The sequence below is a fragment of the Spongiibacter taiwanensis genome, from assembly GCF_023702635.1.
Lineage (GTDB): Bacteria > Pseudomonadota > Gammaproteobacteria > Pseudomonadales > Spongiibacteraceae > Spongiibacter > Spongiibacter taiwanensis.
This window is the reverse complement of record NZ_CP098455.1, coordinates 2,044,412-2,060,543: the sequence shown is the minus strand read 5'-3', so window position 1 is coordinate 2,060,543 and position 16,132 is coordinate 2,044,412. Positions and strand designations below refer to the sequence as shown.

The following is a 16,132-nucleotide window of genomic DNA, read 5'->3' as shown; positions in this document are numbered from 1 at the left end:
GGCATGGCGCAAGCATTGAATGGCAAGGTAATCAAAACCACCGGCAAGCTACTGGTGCTGTCGGTGGCCATGTTTGTCTTTGCCATGTGGGTCATGCCGCCGCTGTACAACGCCTTGTGCGAAGTACTTGGGATCAACGGAAAAACCGGTGGCCGGTACCAGGTTGTAGACAGTGCAATCGATACCAGCCGAGTGGTTAAAGTGCAGTTTGTTGCACAGAACAATGAGCTGATGCCTTGGGAGTTTGCGCCCAACACCAGTCAGGTCGAGGTTCACCCTGGCGAGCCTGCCCAGGTGACCTACTTTGCAAAGAATACCCAGGGCCACGATATGGTGTCTCAGGCGATTCCGAGCATCGTCCCCTCAAGGGCGGCGGAGTACTTCCACAAGACGGAATGCTTCTGTTTTAACCAGCAACCGCTGGGTGCCGGTGAAGCGGCTGACCTGGGTCTGCAATTTATTGTCGACCGGGATCTGCCCAAAGACATTCACGTGATCACGCTGTCGTACACGATTTTTGATATAACTGAGATGGCGGCCAAGCAGGCTCCTGTAACCGCCGCGTCGAATTAGGAAGAGAAGTTTCTCTCGCGAGAAAACGGAGATAGTAACAATGGCAGGTCAAAGCAATACCGGGCACGAAACCTATTACGTGCCAGAGAGTAGTAAGCTTGCTGTAAGTGCAACCATCGGTCTGGTTACCGCTGTTTATGGCGCAGCCAGCGTAATCAACCACCACAGCTACGGCGCAGGCGAAGAGAGCAACTCTTCCTTCATTCTGGCGGCGGGCCTGGCCTGGTTGTTTGGAACCCTGTATGTGTGGTTCCGCACCACCATTACCGAAAACCGTGCCGGCATGAACAGTGCCCAGCTGAAGCAGTCCTACGTGATTGGCATGCAGTGGTTTATCTTCTCAGAAGTGATGTTCTTCGCCGCCTTCTTCGGCGCGCTGTTCTACATCCGTAACCTGGCTGGTCCCTGGTTGGCAGGTGAAGGTGCAGGCACCATGAACTCGCTGCTGTGGCCTGGCTTTGAATACAGCTGGCCGCTGATGAACACGCCTCAGGATGCCATCGGTGGTGTTCAGGCCCAGGCCGCTGCAGGTCACCTGGCCAATGCGGGTGAGTTTACCGGCTCTGAGAAGCACCTCTCCTTCCCCGGCTTCTCTAACATCGGTCACTGGTTGCCGCTCTACAACACCATCATCCTGCTGGCGTCGAGCTTCACCTGTCACATTGCTCACATGGGCATCAAGAACAATGACCGCAAGAAGTTCAACACCTGGCTGACCATCACCGTGGTTCTCGGGGTGATCTTCCTGTTCCTGCAATACAAGGAATATCACGAAGCCATTGTTGAGTACGGCATTCGTCTGAACAGCGGTGTGTACGGCACAACCTTCTTTATGCTGACAGGCTTCCACGGTTTCCACGTGGCTATGGGTACCTTCATGCTGCTGGTGCAATTGCTGCGCTCAGTCCGCAAGGGCCACTTCAGCGCCAACGACCAGTTCGGCTTCGAGGCCTCTAGCTGGTACTGGCACTTTGTTGATGTGGTGTGGGTATTCCTGTTCCTGTTTGTCTACATCATGTAAACCAACAGAAAACAGCGGTTAGCAAGGAGGCCGGGCGTCGAGCAGTCGATCCCGGCCTCTTGTTTGAAGGGCCGGGTGAGTTTGCGTTGCTCTGCCAGAAAGGGAAAGGTTTTAGTCAGCTTGGGGTACGGCGTCGCCGCTGTCGAGATAGCGTTGATCCCAGGGCGCGTTCGAGCCGAGTTGGCCGGTGTAAACACCGTAAAACAGAAAGCCCATCAGCAAGGTGGCAAGTATCAGGCGAACGCCGAGTGAGTTCCAGGTGCGCATGGTTTTACCCTGATCCTTCAGCAGAAAGAACAGGCCGCTGAACAGGCTGATGACCAGGGCAACAAACAGAATCATGATGACGACTTTCAGCCACATAGCATTTCACCTCCAAAGACTTGGTCGCAGTATACACAACCCCAACGATTAATGAGCCCACACCCGACCCGCTTCAGATGGCAGCTAGACTGGAAGTCACTTCTGGCTATCGTGCTGTTTCTGCCGATTCTGGTGGGTCTTGGCATGTGGCAGCTCAACAGGGCCGATGAGAAATCGGCGCTGCTGGAGAGTTACCAGCAGCGCCAGCAAATGGCGCCGGTGGCGCTGTCCACCTTAAGCCAATATCCCAACTATCAGCCGGTATTGGCCGCGGGCATGTTTGACCCCAACCGTTACTGGCTGCTCGACAACCGCATTGTGCAGCGCCAGTTCGGCTACCAGGTCATCGGCTTGTTTCAGTTGCGCGACGGTGGTGCCGTGTTGGTTGACCGGGGCTGGATTGCCGGCGACCCCAGTCGTCGACAATTGCCCAAGGTCACTTTTCCTGCAACTGAGGTAGAATTGCGCGGGCAATTGTATCTGGGCGAGGACAAGCCCTTTAGCCTGGGCGAGATGGCGCAGGATCAGTGGCCCCGCCTGCAGCAATGGTTGGATGTTGAGGCGCTGCAGCAGGAAATGCCCGCCCTGCTGCCCACCGTGCTGCAATTGAATGATCAGAGCCCCAGCGCCCTGCGTATTCAACGCATTGTGGTGAACGTCAGTCCGGAAAAGCATACCGGCTACGCAGTGCAATGGTTTGGTATGGCGCTGGTACTGGCCATCATTTTTCTATGCCGCAATAGCAACATCCTGGCGCTGTTGCGGCGCAAAACAACATCGAGCGACGAGAATTCATGAGCGACGTAAATCCTGGCACCAGCAAAAAACAGGTGGCCCTGATTCTGGCGATTCCGGTTTTGGTGGTGGTGCTGTCCAGCATCCTGTTCCTGATGGCCAAAGAAAATGTCATTAACTTTGGCACCGTAAACCGGGGCACCCTCATTCGCCCACCGGTGCCGCTGCCGGAGCTGCAATTGAGCCGCAACGATGGCAGCGAGTTTATGTTTGATCTGCCCGATTCGCGTTGGTTGTTTGTGGTGGTCGGCGGCACGGATTGCCGCGGTGCCTGCGAGAAAATGCTGTATCTGACCCGCCAGACCCACATCGCCCTTGGCAAAAAGACCAACCGGGTCGAGCGGGTGTATCTCGCCCTCGATGGCACGGTGTCGCCATCGCTGCGGGACTTCCTCGAGCGCGAACATGAAGACATGACTATTCTTTATGCCCCCGCCAGCCCCTTTCTCAAGGCCTTTGAGCATCTTGAGATCAACCCGCGAGATCCGCGTGCCTTTTATGTTGTCGATCCGCTGGGCTGGGCAATGATGTACTACCGCGCTGCCAATACCGACCAGCTGGAATTGGCCGCCCTGGGCAAAGATGTATTGAAAGATATGAAGCGGCTACTGAAATAGCCGGGCGTAACAATTTTTGGTTTTGGTAAACGACGATGGGATTTTTTAATTTGGCAACCGAGCGCAAGGCAGGGTTCCGGCTGACATTGATAGCCTGCCTGGTAGCAGTGATTGTGTTGGGCATGGGGGTATTTACCCGCTTGGCCGACGCAGGTTTGGGGTGCCCGGACTGGCCCGGTTGCTATGGTCACATTCTGTGGCCAAATGAGGATCATGAAGTGGTTGCGGCCAACGAGGCCTACCCCGACATGCCGGTTGAGCACGACAAAACCTGGCCGGAAATGGTGCACCGTTACCTGGCCACCAGCCTCGGTCTGTTCACCATTGCCATTGCGGCCATGGCGCTGCGACGTCGTCGCACCGACCCGAACCAGCCGGTAAAACTGCCGCTGTTCCTGTTGGGCTTTATCATTCTGCAGGGGATGTTCGGTATGTGGACTGTCACCCTGAAGCTCTGGCCCCAGGTGGTGACCGCCCACCTGCTTGGCGGTTTTACCACCATTAGTCTGCTGTGGTTGCTTTGTTTGCGGTTAAACAACCACCGCTGGCGCCTGCAGCCAGCCCAGAAGAGCTTGCTGACCAGCCTGCGGCCCCTTGCCGTGCTATCGCTGCTGGTGGTGATTGGTCAGATCGCCCTGGGTGGCTGGACGACCTCCAACTATGCCGACATCGCCTGCCCGGACTTTCCCATCTGTCAGGGAAGCTGGATGCCGCCGATGGACTTTGCAAATGGCTTTAATGTGTTCCAGCATATCGGACCCAATTATCTGGGCGGACAGCTCGACAATGCGGCGCGGGTGGCAATTCACTTCAGCCATCGCGTGGGAGCCATTATTACCACCGTGGTGCTGCTGCTGTTAATCTTCCGCCTGCGGGCGCTGGCCACCGCCCCGGCCCGGCGTCTTGCCACCGCCATACTGGTGGTGCTGATCGCACAGATACTGTTGGGTATTAGTAATGTGGTGTTCGGCTTTCCCATTGCGGTTGCCGTGACCCACAATCTGGTCGGGGCACTTTTGCTGCTGACCATGGTGACACTTAATTATCTGCTGTTGACCGCCAAGGTTCAGCAGGGGAGCGTGCGCATATGAGCACTCAGGCAGCTGCTACCGCCAGCGTTTCATGGCGGGACTACTACGAACTTTGCAAGCCCAATGTGGTGCTGTTAATGTTGCTCACCTCGGTGATCGGCATGTTTATGGCCGTGCCGGGCATGGTGCCGCTGCGCGTGCTGATTCTCGGCAATCTGGGCATTGCCTTGTGCGCGGCCTCGGCCGCCGCCGTCAACCATCTGGTGGACCGCCGCATTGACCTGATCATGGCGCGCACCAAGAATCGCCCCATCGCCACTGGCCGCCTGCCAACCCGAAATGCCGCTCTATTCGCCGGGGTGTTGGGTGTCGCGGGCATGGCGGTATTGCTGATCTACATTAATGCCCTCACCGCCTGGCTGACCCTAGCCTCCCTGTTGGGCTATGCGGTGGTCTACACCCTGTTTCTCAAGCGCGCCACCCCACAGAATATTGTCATCGGCGGTATTGCTGGGGCGGCGCCGCCGCTGCTGGGCTGGACTGCGGTTACCGGTGAAATCCACGGCCACGCCCTGCTGCTGGTGCTGATTATTTTCGTTTGGACACCCCCCCACTTCTGGGCGCTGGCCATTCACCGTCGGGATGATTACGCCAAGGTGGATATTCCCATGCTGCCGGTCACCCACGGCATCGGCTACACCAAGCTGCACACCCTGCTTTACACTTTGCTGCTGTTCGTGGTCACCCTGCTGCCCTTTGCCACCGGCATGAGCGGCCCGCTGTATTTGCTGGGCGCGGTGTGTTTGGGCGCGGGCTTTATTTACTGGGCGATTGTGCTGATACGTGGGCAAAATCCCAAGGCGCCGATGGCCACCTTCAAGTACTCAATCGTATACCTGATGGCGTTGTTCATTGTGATGCTGCTGGATCACTACCTGTACCCCGCTGTCACCGTCTTCGAGGTCAGACAATAATGGCTGGTTCCAACACCCACAGCGCCAAACAGCGGCGTGGCATTCGGCTCACCGTGGCGGTCATCATTGCCGTGGCTGCGGTTTTGGTTGGCGGTTTTTTCTATGCCTTTACCAAGGCCCGGGTAATGACCGTGGAGGAGCTGAAGGCAGAAGGCGCCTATCTCTACGAAAACCCCCGCCTGCTGCCCAAGTTTGACCTGGTCGACGATCAGGGTCAGGAGATCACCCCAGCCTCCCTGCAAGGCAAATGGAATCTGCTGTTTTTTGGGTTTACCTACTGCCCTGATGTCTGCCCGACGACTTTGGCCCAGTTGAAGAACTTCTATCAGGAGCTGGACCCGGCGGTGCAGGCAGACACCCAGATCTGGCTAGTGAGTGTTGACCCGGCCCGGGATACTCCCGAGCAGCTGCACAGCTATCTTGAATTCTTCCACCCGGAGTTTCGCGGGGTGACCGGCGAATTTCTCGAGATTCACCGCTTTGCCACGGCGCTGAATATTCCCTTTGCCAAAGTCCCGGGCGGCGGTGACAGCTACCTGGTGGATCACAGCGCCAATGTGGCGCTGGTTAATCCCAAGGGACATTCAATGGGTTTTTTCAAAGCGCCGCTGGAAATTAGCCGCCTCAAGCGCACCTTCCTCACCATTCGCGAACACTACTAAAGAAAGCTGGTGCGCCAGTTAACTTGGCGTGATCAGTTGTTGCGGCGGTAGGCAGGCCCAAATTGAGCCAGCAGGAAAATCAGGCTGGCCGCGCAGACAATGGCCGGTCCCGCAGGCAAGTCCCACTGCCAGGCGCCAGCCAAGCCAAAGCCGACGGCGAGGATGCCTGCAACGCTGGCCAGCACAGCCGTTTGCTCCGGGCTGCGGGCAATCCGCCCTGCCGCCGTCGCGGGAATAATCAGCATGGCGGTGACCAGCAACACCCCCACAATCTTCATCGCAATCGCGACGGTGGCCGCCACCATCAACATCATCAGCAGACGCAGGCGGTTCACGGGTAAACCTTCAATGGCTGCCAGTTCTGCGTGGGCTGTGATGGCCACCAGTTTGCGCCAGAAGCCCAGCAGCAAGCCCAGCACCAGTGCGTCGATCACCGCCAGCTTGATCAAATCCTCGCTCATCACGGCCATCAAATCGCCAAACAAGAAAGCGGTCAGGTCTAAGCGTTGCTGATCCATCAGTGACAGCGCCACCAAACCCAGCGCCAGGCTGCTGTGCGACAGAATACTGAGCAGGCTGTCGGGCGGCGTGTTGTGCCAAACCTGCAGGCCAAACAGGGCAAGGGCTAGTAGCAGACAGCACAGCAGTACCGACAGCTGCAGATCGAGTTGCAGGGCCACCCCAACCGCGACACCCAGCAGGGCCGAATGGGCCAGGGTGTCGCCGAAGAAGGCCATCCGCTGCCATACCACCAGACTGCCGAGGGGGCCAGCGGTGATGGCAAGCAGCAGTCCGGCGAGAAGCGCGTTTAACAGAACATCAATCATGGTGGTGGTCGTGCTCGCAGACCACGTCACCGTGCATGTCGTGGCGATGATCGTGGTGGTGTTGATACAGGGCCACTGCCTCGGCGTGGCGGCGGCCAAACAGTGACAGGTAAGCAGGATCGTTGCTGACCTGTTCCGGGTGACCGTGGCAGCAAATGTGCTGATTCAGGCAAATGACGGTATCGGTTTGCGCCATCACCCAATGCAGGTCGTGGGATACCATTAAAACGGCGCAGCCCAGGGTGCGGCGCAGTTCGCCAATCAGCTCATACAGCTCGGTCTGGCCGGTGATATCCAGTCCCTGGGCGGGTTCGTCCAGTACCAGTAACTGCGGGTTGCGCAGCAGCGCCCGGCTCAGCAATACCCGCTGGGTTTCGCCGCCGGAAATATCATGCAGGGGGGAGTGGCGCAGGTGTTGGATATTGGTCAGCCCAAGGGCGCGGTCGACCTCTTTGGGGCTGGCATTGGCCATGCGCAGAAATCGCTCCACGCTGACCGGCATCAAGGGGTTCAGGCTCAAGCGCTGGGGCATGTAGCCAATGCGCAGATCACTACGGCGATGGACCTTTCCTGCGGAAACGTTAATCAGCCCCAGGGCGGCTTTAATCAGCGTGGTCTTGCCGGCGCCATTGGGGCCGATCACCGTCATGATTTCGCCGGGATGCAAACTCAGGTCGATGTTCTCAAGCAACACCTGACGCCCCTGCAGCAAGCACAGGCCGTCCAGTTGCAACAGCGCCTTGGTCATACTGCTTGACCCTCATCGCACTGCTGACACAGTCCGGCAACCTCAACGCACTGCCCGGTTACGGTAAAGTGTTGGCGCTTGGCGGCAGTATCGATGGCTGCATTAATGGCCGACGAATCCATTTCAATGGCCACGCTGCAGCTCTGGCAAATTAAAAAGTGCCCTTCGTGCCGATGGCTGGGGTCGTTGCAGCCGACAAACGCGTTTAAAGACGCTATTCTATGCACCAACTTGTGTTCCAGCAGAAATTCCAGAGCGCGGTAAACCGTCGGTGGCGCCGGCGGTTTGGCTTGGCCCTCCGCCAGGCGCTCTAAAATGCCATAGGCGCCAATAGGTTTGTGGCTGGACCAAACGATAGCAAGTACGGTCTCTCGAATAGGCGTGAGGCGACTGTCACGGCGCTGGCAAATTTGCCGGGCAGTGGCCATGGCGCTATCGACACATCGTTGGTGATTGTGTGGGGCGGTAATGTCTTCGGGCATGTTGGGTGAGCTTGTCAGACTTGACCGCAGATGACGCCCGAAATCGATTCTGGGCCAATCACGCCAGCGGCGCATAAAGTTAAAATGTTATAATATTGCATTTGTGGCATGCTCACAATGGGGATGGGGTGTTGAAAGGTTTTTGTGTTTGGCTATTACTGTTGGCGGTCATTGCTGCGCCGGTGCGCGCAGATGACAAGCCGCTGGTGCTCAGCAGTATCATGCCGATCCAGTTGATGGTGGCCGAAATTGGTGGTGATGCCATCAACAGCGACCTGCTGATTCCCCCTTCCCTGTCCCCCCACGATTTTCAGCTCAAGCCCTCGGATGCCCAGCGCCTGCGCGAGGCCTCCGCCGTGATTTGGGTGGGGCCGGCAATGGAGCCCTCGTTGCGCAAACTGCTTCGCAAGCTCGACCATGCCACGGCGCTGTTTCCGGTTATTGGTCACGACGACGATGCCCACGTATGGCTGGACGGTGACAAAGTGCAGCAAATCGCGCACCGGATCGCCAAGGTCCTTTCCGACAAGATGCCGATCAGAAGTGCCTTTTTCCACGCCAATGCCGCCCGTTTCGGCGCAGAGTTTCGCGCTTACGATAAGCAGCTGGCGGCGGACTTTCAGCGCTTCCCGCCCCGTCCCTACCTGATCCTGCACGATGCCTTCTCTCGCTTTGAGAGTCATTACAATCTGCCCCGGGGGGCGGTGGTGATGAAATCAGACGAGCACATGCCCGGTGCCCGGCATGTGGTGGAATTGCGCAAGCGCCTTCAGGCGGGGGAGTTTCAGTGTGTGTTTCGGGAGCCCCAGTATTCTGCTTCGTTACTGCAGGCATTAACGGCAGATTTGTCGGTGCCAGTGATAGAGGTGGACCCGCTAGGGGTAGAAAGGAACAAAGCTGACGGCTTTTTAAGCTTATACCGTCAGCTGGGTGAGGCGTTTCTACGTTGCTTTCGGCAATCGGGCGTCTGAGCCCCCTGATTGGCCATTCCCGCTAATTATTTAGCGAACGTAGGCAGTTTTGCGCCAATCTTCTCATCGAGCTCCACGCTCAAGGTTGCCGACACCAATCCCAGAGTTTCGCTCAGGGCGCGGTCGGTGCGGGCCTCGCTGGCCACTTCTACCTCATTGCGGGGCTGTTCTACTTCCATGCTTGTGTTGTAAGCAATCACCAGCGACTGGTCGGCAGCTTTTTGTTGTGGCTCGTTAGCAGTCGCCAGGGTGCTGGCAAGCAAAAGCATCATTGCGCTGGTTGCGGTTTTCATGGTGTTACTCCTCATGCTAGTGGGCGTCTCGCCCGGAACAAGGTGTTTTTGTCACCTTGTGTTACGTAAGGTAACACAACATTGATCACCATGGAGGTTAATCTTTGGTAATTTCTCCCATGTGCCCGCATATTCGCCGTTCTGGGACGTTTCCTCCCTGTTTATTTGGGTAACACTTTAAGCTCGTTTGGGGCGGCGGCAGGGTCGCTGGCAGCGTGATACACTCCTGTTCCCCAAATTTGAAAAAAGAACGCTCCCGCTATGACTGCTCCTGCCCCGCTGGTACTGGTAGATGGGTCTTCCTATCTCTACCGCGCCTTTCACGCCATGTTCAAAGCCGATCTGCGCAACTCCGCTGGCCAGCCCACCGGCGCGGTGCGGGGGGTGATCAGCATGCTGCGGCGCCTGCAGAAGGATTACCCCGACAGCCCCATTGCGGTGGTCTTTGACGCCAAGGGCAAAACCTTTCGGGATGAGATGTTTGAGCAGTACAAGGCCCAGCGCCCGCCCATGCCCGATGACCTGCGGCTGCAAGTGCAGCCCATTAACGACATCATCGACGCCATGGGTCTGCCCCGGCTGGTGATTGACGGTGTAGAGGCCGACGACGTGATCGGCACCCTGGCCGCCCAGGCGGGCAGCGAGCGGCCGGTGATTGTCTCCACCGGCGACAAGGATATGGCCCAGTTAGTGAATGCTCACGTCACCCTGGTCAACACCATGACCGAAACGGTGCTGGATGAGAGGGGTGTAGAGGAAAAGTTTGGCCTGCCGCCCCGCCTGATCATCGATTATCTTGCCCTGATGGGCGATAAAGTCGACAACATCCCCGGTGTTCCTGGCGTCGGCGAAAAAACCGCCCTGGCTCTGCTGCAGGGGCTGGGCAGCCTGGAAGAGATCTACGCCAATCTGGATAAAGTCGCCGAGCTGGAGGTACGGGGCGCCAAAAGCCTGGGCAAAAAGCTGGCCGACAACCGGGAAATGGCCGAGCTGTCCTACAAGCTGGCCACCATCAAATGCGATGTGGAGCTGGAGCTCGATCTGGCCGCCCTCACCCCGACCCCGCCCGACAACGACAAACTGCTGGCCCTGTTTCAGGAAATGGAATTTAAGTCCTGGATTGAAGAGCTGTCTGGTGGTGATGCCGGTGATACGGACGATGGCGGCGCGGCCAAAACGGCTGCCGAGACCGATTATCAGTTAGTACTCACTCAGGCGGATTTCGACGCCTGGCTTGAAAAGCTCAAGGCCGCCGAGCTGTTCGCCTTTGATACCGAAACCACTGCCCTGGAATATATGCAGGCCAGAGTGGTCGGCGTGTCCTTCGCCGTTACCCCCGGCGAAGCCGCCTATGTGCCCTTTGGTCACGACTATCTGGATGCCCCCGACCAGCTCAGCGAGGAGCAGGTACTGGGCGCCCTCAAGCCCCTGTTGGAAGACCCCAAGGTGGCCAAGCTTGGCCAGAACCTGAAGTACGACGCCCATGTACTGGCCAATCACGGCATCATCATGCAGGGCATCAGTGATGACACCATGCTGGAGTCCTACGTGCTGGACTCCACTGCCAGCCGCCACGACATGGACAGCCTGGCCCTGAAATACCTGGGTCACAGCACCATCCATTTTGAAGACATTGCCGGCAAAGGCGCCAAGCAGCTTACTTTTAACCAGATCGCCCTGGAGCAGGCCGGCCCCTATGCCGCTGAGGATGCCGACATTACCCTGCGTCTGCATCAGGCGCTGTCCGCCAAGCTGGAGCAGCACCCCTCGCTGATGTCGGTCTATCGCGAAATTGAACTGCCGCTAGTGCCAGTGCTCACCCGCATTGAACATAACGGCGCCTTGGTCAGTCGGGATATGCTGGCCAAGCAGAGTCAGGAGCTGGGCGAGAAGATTCAGGCCCTCGAGCTGGAAGCCCACGAGCTGGCGGGCGGGCCTTTTAACCTGTCCTCCCCCAAACAGCTGGGCGAAATCCTGTTTGAAAAGCTGGAAATCCCGGTCATTAAAAAGACCCCCAAGGGCGCGCCCTCCACCGCGGAAGAGGTGTTGGTGGAGCTGGCCCACGACTACCCCCTGCCCAAGGTGATACTGGACTACCGGGGCATGGCCAAGCTCAAATCCACCTACACCGACAAACTGCCCCTGCTGATCGACCCCAAAACTGGCCGCATTCACACCTCCTACCACCAGGCGGTGGCGGCCACCGGGCGGCTGTCCTCCTCCGACCCCAACCTGCAAAACATCCCCATCCGCACCCCCGAGGGGCGGCGCATCCGCAAAGCCTTTATTGCCCCCGAGGGCTACAAGATATTGGCGGCGGACTACTCCCAGATCGAGCTGCGCATCATGGCCCACCTCTCTGGCGACAAAGGCCTGATCGACGCCTTTGCCAAAGGCGAGGATATTCACCGGGCAACGGCGGCGGAAGTGTTTGGTGTGGCGGTCGATGAAGTCAGCGACGAACAGCGCCGCAACGCCAAGGCCATCAACTTCGGTTTGATCTACGGCATGTCGGCCTTCGGTCTGGCCCGCCAGCTCCATATTGGCCGCAACGAGGCCCAGGAATATATCGACCTCTACTTTGCCCGCTACCCCGGCGTGCTGCGTTACATGGACGACACCCGCAAACTCGCCGCCGAAAAAGGCTATGTAGAAACCCTGTTTGGCCGCCGCCTGCACCTGCCAGAAATCAACGCCAGCAACGGCCAGCGCCGCCAGGCCGCCGAACGCACCGCCATCAACGCCCCCATGCAAGGCACCGCCGCCGATATCATCAAGCGGGCCATGATTGCGGTGGATGAATACCTCGCCAGCGAAAAACCCGACGCCAAAATTATTATGCAGGTGCATGATGAACTGGTGCTGGAAGTGGCCGAAGAGCAGATCGATGCCGTCAGCAAAAAAATTGAAGCGCTAATGGCTGGGGCGGCCAAACTGGATGTGCCGCTGGAGGTTGGTTTGGGTGTGGGGGATAACTGGGATGAGGCGCATTAGGGATAGGCTTTTTCTAGGCGGTGGATGATTATAAGGCTTACCCGCTATCCCATGCTGGGCTGCTGAGAAGCGAATGCCTCGTGTTCGAGCTGCATGTAGGACAGTACCAGCCCCTCGCGTTTTGCGCGCTCTGACGCAGAAATAAATCTTTCTCTAGCGGGGTTGGTTTGGTCTTTGCTAGCAATTTTAAATACTTGGTAGATTGCTTTTTCGATTATTGAGTTTCCATAGCTCCTGCGTTCACTTTCAACAATTTGCTCGAAGGAGTATTGGTTGGTTGCGTCTTCGAGATAATTCAGTGTGCGAACGGATATAGAGGCCGCATCTTTTAGGCACAAGTGACGAAGGACTCTGACCAGCATTCCCAGCGGGTTTGGGTTGTGTATAAGAACAACATCTAGCGCCCGAGTATTGAGCTCATCTAAATATTTAGGCTTATAGATAAAACGCTTTGTCCTCCAGTTCATAAGAATCGCATCCCAGTTCAAAACCGTTGTTTCGAGTAGGGATGATATACCGTCATAATTGACATGGCCGTGTCTTATTGCCCAAGTTTCTCTAGCGTTCCAAATATCAATAGGTTGTCCATATTTATTAAGCCTATAGCCACCGAATTTATTCCTAACTGCCCCCAAATGTTCAAGGAAAAAAATAAGTGACTCCCAGTCTCCGTCAACCACCAAATCGATATCCGATTTAAACCCCTTTTTCCCGAAGAGGCCTATGTCTCGAATTAGCCCTCCAAATATATAAAGATCCCCCACGGGGATTTTGTCACACAGCAAATCTAAAAATCCTCCAATACCACTGTAAGGAGATTCAAGTTCGGAGAACATATCTTGGGTAGCGTCGAGATTCAGAGAAAATTGGTTCTCTCTCACTTGTTTATGTTGCAGGCCCTTGCCAAAGAGCCTTTCAACTCTCTCTCTTAGCGCTACTGCAGAGGGGGCCGGTGCGTGCGATACAAAAGTCATACGGACATTAGCTCCCTGTACTCTTCATATTTCTTTATAAGGTATGTCTCAGTCATTCCAGAAAGTGCGTCACACATTAATTGGCATTTTGCATAACCACTAGAGTCGGTGTCGTTATAAACCCGTCGGTAATTTTCTGAAACTTCGCCAAATATGTATCGCTCAAATGGCCTGCCAGCATCGTCGCCATTGATTACCGCAGAAGACAGCATATCCATCATTCCTTTGATGTAATTGCTACCCTGCAGTTCCAGTTTGAGGACATCTCTATTTTGGAAGCCATATCGTCGGTCAAAGTCTTTGACGGCTTTGCATAACTGAGCGCTTTCAGAGTTCTTAATAAGCTCAAATCCTGGAGTTATACTTCCACTCATTATCTTATCGATATTGGAAACAAAGCCAGTAGTAGCAGAATTTATCATATGAAAAATCGCATTTACGCGAAACATCTGCATTGACATATCATTGAGCTCTTTAGAGCTTAATTTTTCTTTCTTGAATATTAGGTTTTTCTTTTTAGATTCGGAAATAACCTTTTCTATTACTGAATCTTTTTCAGGCCAACTATCCAGATGATCGATTAGATCATAGAAAGATGCATAACCTTTTTTTACCGTATCTTCGGCGTCGATAATAGAATACGCAATGTCGTCGCACGCTTCCATGATGTATGCAAATGGGTGTCTCACGCCCTCATTGAGACCGGTGTTTTCCCAGACCTCTTTTGCTATTTCTCTCTCGCTGTGGAACACGCCGTATTTTTTATAGCCACCTTTTTTCTCTTCCGGTGATCCGTATATGCTTGGATACTTCAATAATGCTGCCAATGTGCTTACGGTTAGGTTTAAGCCGAATTCATCGTTTAGTAATTGCAATCGTGTTAGTAGGCGGAATGTTTGAGCGTTGCCATCAAAGCTCAAAAAATCGCTGGGGACTTGATCAATTTCTGAAGCTTCCCAAAGTTTTTCTCCGCTAGCCTCAAACCACTGCTGCATCGCTAGCTCACCCTGATGGCCGAACGGTGGATTTCCTAGGTCGTGAGCTAAGCCAACGGCTGCTAGGACCGCTGGTACGTTTCGCTTTACTTTGAGGCTTTCGTGGTTTGGCCCAAATACTTCTTCAGCGTGTTCGAATGCTAATCTGACACCGATGCTTCTGGCCAGATTGCTTACCTCGTGAGAGTGAGTGAGCCTGTTCCGAACGGAGTCGTTTTCCTCCATCGGGAAAACCTGGGTCTTGTCGGCTAATCTTCTAGTTGGAGAAGCGAATAAGATGCGGTCGTAATCTCTCTCTAGCTCCTCTCTCCCGGTGCCAGTGCCGGTTATTTCGCTGGAGCCGTGCAGTTCTTTCCGTCGAACAGGGTTTAGCAGCTTTTCCCAGCTGAGCATAGAGTGCCTGCCTCTTAACTATATGATAAATATGGGGTTTGGCCTTTCGGCGAATTTTGTCAGTCGTGAGGGGTGTAAAAAGATGATAACTGGTCTGCGGGATTCACGGAATGTTTAATGGCACTTTTGTGTCGATATTTGGATGTTGATGCATTTCATTTTATGTGGGCTGGGGCAGGTCTCACATTTGACATTGAGGTCAAGGCGCTAGAAGGTCTTGTACCCATTATCGGATTCAAGCCATGCCAACGGAAGTTCAGCTAGTTTCAGCCGCCCCGGTTCTTGCTTCTCTGGATATTGAGAAATCCGTCGCTTTCTACTGCGACAATCTCGGCTTTACTCGTATCTACGCCGAGGCAGGCATCTATGGCATCGTTCAGCGGGATCAGATCGCCCTGCACTTCTGGGCCTGCCAAGACCCGGCCATTGCCAGGGCGACCAGTTGCCGTATTGGGGTTCAGGGAATTGAGGCCTTGTATCAGTCCTGCTCTGACCTGGGCGTTGTTCACCCCAATGCGCCCCTGGCGGAAAAGCCCTGGGGCGCAAAGGAGTTTGGCGTGCTCGATCCGGATGGTAATCTGGTGATCTTTCACCAGTAAGCAACCCTCCCTGCGAAGACCCTCCATGACCAAGCTCTACATCATCAAAGTCGGCACCACCTTTGCCGCCACCGCCCGGCAATATGGCGATTTCGATAACTGGACCGGCGCCGTGCTGCGGGAAGCAGGTTGGGACCCTGTGGTGGTGGATGCCGAACATGGCGAGCCCCTCCCCGCCATCAAGACCTGTGCGGCGGCGGTGATTACCGGCTCTCATTCCATGGTCACCGATAATCTGCCCTGGAGTGTCCGGCTGGAGGGCTGGTTGCAGTCGCTGCTTGCTGCCAACACGCCGATACTGGGTATTTGCTACGGCCATCAAGTGCTGGCCAAGGCGGCGGGTGGGCAGGTGGATAATCATCCGGGCGGTATCGAGATCGGTACGGTGGGTATTAACCTGCAACCAGCCTGTGACGATGATCCGCTGTTTCAGTCCTTGCCGCCCGCTTTCCCTGCCCAGGTCACCCATCGGCAAACGGTAATGACCCTGCCCGAAAACGCCACCCGCCTGGCGGCCAACGCCTTTGAGCCCAATCACGCCTATCGCATTGGCGGTTGGGCCTATGGGGTGCAGTTCCACCCGGAATACACCGCCTCGATTATGCGCTCCTACATTGAGCAGCAGCGCGAGCGGCTGGAGGCTGAGGGCTTGGATGTATCCGCGCTACTGGCGTCGGTTACAGAAACGCCTGCCGCCACGCAGGTGCTCAAGAACTTTGCTCACCGGGTTGCGGCTCGGGTGGCGGGTTCTTAAGGGTTGTCATATAAATCAATCATTATTGATATATTTATGCTGATAATCGCCAATAGCTATCACTTA

The 16,132-nt window shown here is 55.8% G+C and carries 18 protein-coding genes; 11 read left to right on the top strand and 7 right to left on the bottom strand.

Annotated features, from left to right (window positions below):
• The first annotated feature begins 3 nt into the window (after positions 1 to 3).
• Positions 4 to 573, top strand: coding sequence for a cytochrome c oxidase assembly protein (locus NCG89_RS09540; protein WP_251086296.1), 570 nt, complete (start codon positions 4 to 6; stop codon positions 571 to 573).
• 40 nt (positions 574 to 613) lie between these two features.
• A complete protein-coding gene (locus NCG89_RS09535; RefSeq protein WP_251086295.1) occupies positions 614 to 1,594 on the top strand; it encodes a cytochrome c oxidase subunit 3 in 981 nt (326 codons plus the stop codon).
• Positions 1,595 to 1,705: 111 nt separating this feature from the next.
• Here the strand turns inward: NCG89_RS09535 and NCG89_RS09530 are convergent, their stop codons facing one another.
• On the bottom strand, positions 1,706 to 1,957 hold the full coding sequence (locus tag NCG89_RS09530) for a DUF2909 domain-containing protein (protein WP_251086294.1): 252 nt from the start codon (positions 1,955 to 1,957) through the stop codon (positions 1,706 to 1,708).
• A gap of 51 nt (positions 1,958 to 2,008) precedes the next feature.
• Here NCG89_RS09530 and NCG89_RS09525 point away from each other — a divergent pair, with 51 nt between their 5' ends.
• Genes NCG89_RS09525 through NCG89_RS09505 form a run of 5 tightly spaced genes read left to right on the top strand, consistent with a single transcriptional unit; the run spans position 2,009 to position 6,036 of the window.
• The gene (locus NCG89_RS09525) at positions 2,009 to 2,755 is read left to right on the top strand and encodes an SURF1 family protein (RefSeq protein WP_251086293.1); all 747 of its coding nucleotides are present in this window, start codon (positions 2,009 to 2,011) and stop codon (positions 2,753 to 2,755) included.
• Entirely contained in the window at positions 2,752 to 3,369 is a 618-nt protein-coding gene (locus tag NCG89_RS09520; RefSeq protein ID WP_251086292.1) for a redox-active disulfide-containing membrane protein, read from the top strand. The genes NCG89_RS09525 and NCG89_RS09520 overlap by 4 nt, the downstream gene beginning before the upstream one ends.
• Positions 3,370 to 3,404: 35 nt before the next feature.
• Positions 3,405 to 4,460, top strand: a complete 1,056-nt coding sequence (locus tag NCG89_RS09515) for a COX15/CtaA family protein (protein WP_251086291.1) — start codon at positions 3,405 to 3,407, stop codon at positions 4,458 to 4,460.
• Complete coding sequence (cyoE, locus tag NCG89_RS09510) at positions 4,457 to 5,374, top strand: heme o synthase (protein ID WP_251086290.1); 918 nt, start codon at positions 4,457 to 4,459, stop codon at positions 5,372 to 5,374. Before NCG89_RS09515 ends, cyoE begins: the two co-directional genes overlap by 4 nt.
• A complete protein-coding gene (locus NCG89_RS09505; RefSeq protein ID WP_251086289.1) occupies positions 5,374 to 6,036 on the top strand; it encodes an SCO family protein in 663 nt (220 codons plus the stop codon). Before cyoE ends, NCG89_RS09505 begins: the two co-directional genes overlap by 1 nt.
• Before the next feature lie 32 nt (positions 6,037 to 6,068).
• Here NCG89_RS09505 and NCG89_RS09500 read toward each other — a convergent pair whose 3' ends face one another.
• The 3 genes from NCG89_RS09500 to NCG89_RS09490 are packed head-to-tail and all read right to left on the bottom strand — an operon-like array spanning position 6,069 to position 8,093.
• Complete coding sequence (locus NCG89_RS09500) at positions 6,069 to 6,893, bottom strand: metal ABC transporter permease (RefSeq protein ID WP_349631917.1); 825 nt, start codon at positions 6,891 to 6,893, stop codon at positions 6,069 to 6,071.
• Positions 6,856 to 7,611, bottom strand: coding sequence for a zinc ABC transporter ATP-binding protein ZnuC (gene znuC / locus NCG89_RS09495; RefSeq protein WP_251086288.1), 756 nt, complete (start codon positions 7,609 to 7,611; stop codon positions 6,856 to 6,858). Before znuC ends, NCG89_RS09500 begins: the two co-directional genes overlap by 38 nt.
• Entirely contained in the window at positions 7,608 to 8,093 is a 486-nt protein-coding gene (locus tag NCG89_RS09490; protein ID WP_251086287.1) for a Fur family transcriptional regulator, read from the bottom strand. The genes znuC and NCG89_RS09490 overlap by 4 nt, the downstream gene beginning before the upstream one ends.
• 128 nt (positions 8,094 to 8,221) lie before the next feature.
• Here NCG89_RS09490 and NCG89_RS09485 point away from each other — a divergent pair, with 128 nt between their 5' ends.
• Complete coding sequence (locus NCG89_RS09485) at positions 8,222 to 9,064, top strand: metal ABC transporter substrate-binding protein (RefSeq protein WP_251086286.1); 843 nt, start codon at positions 8,222 to 8,224, stop codon at positions 9,062 to 9,064.
• A 26-nt stretch (positions 9,065 to 9,090) separates the two neighbouring features.
• On the opposite strand, the gene NCG89_RS09480 is transcribed toward NCG89_RS09485, so the two are convergent.
• Complete coding sequence (locus tag NCG89_RS09480; RefSeq protein WP_251086285.1) at positions 9,091 to 9,357, bottom strand: hypothetical protein; 267 nt, start codon at positions 9,355 to 9,357, stop codon at positions 9,091 to 9,093.
• A 261-nt stretch (positions 9,358 to 9,618) separates the two neighbouring features.
• Between NCG89_RS09480 and polA the strand changes: the two genes are divergently transcribed.
• The gene (gene polA / locus NCG89_RS09475; RefSeq protein WP_251086284.1) at positions 9,619 to 12,351 is read left to right on the top strand and encodes a DNA polymerase I; all 2,733 of its coding nucleotides are present in this window, start codon (positions 9,619 to 9,621) and stop codon (positions 12,349 to 12,351) included.
• Between the two features lie 44 nt (positions 12,352 to 12,395).
• On the opposite strand, the gene NCG89_RS09470 is transcribed toward polA, so the two are convergent.
• Together NCG89_RS09470 and dgt are read right to left on the bottom strand one after the other, a co-directional pair.
• The gene (locus tag NCG89_RS09470) at positions 12,396 to 13,325 is read right to left on the bottom strand and encodes a nucleotidyltransferase family protein (RefSeq protein WP_251086283.1); all 930 of its coding nucleotides are present in this window, start codon (positions 13,323 to 13,325) and stop codon (positions 12,396 to 12,398) included.
• The gene (gene dgt, locus NCG89_RS09465; RefSeq protein ID WP_251086282.1) at positions 13,322 to 14,713 is read right to left on the bottom strand and encodes a dGTP triphosphohydrolase; all 1,392 of its coding nucleotides are present in this window, start codon (positions 14,711 to 14,713) and stop codon (positions 13,322 to 13,324) included. The genes NCG89_RS09470 and dgt overlap by 4 nt, the downstream gene beginning before the upstream one ends.
• A 242-nt stretch (positions 14,714 to 14,955) precedes the next feature.
• On the opposite strand from dgt, the gene NCG89_RS09460 reads away from it, so the two are divergent.
• Together NCG89_RS09460 and NCG89_RS09455 are read left to right on the top strand one after the other, a co-directional pair.
• Positions 14,956 to 15,312, top strand: a complete 357-nt coding sequence (locus NCG89_RS09460) for a bleomycin resistance protein (protein WP_251086281.1) — start codon at positions 14,956 to 14,958, stop codon at positions 15,310 to 15,312.
• A 25-nt stretch (positions 15,313 to 15,337) separates the two neighbouring features.
• Complete coding sequence (locus NCG89_RS09455; protein ID WP_251086280.1) at positions 15,338 to 16,066, top strand: glutamine amidotransferase; 729 nt, start codon at positions 15,338 to 15,340, stop codon at positions 16,064 to 16,066.
• The last annotated feature ends 66 nt before the right edge of the window (positions 16,067 to 16,132 follow it).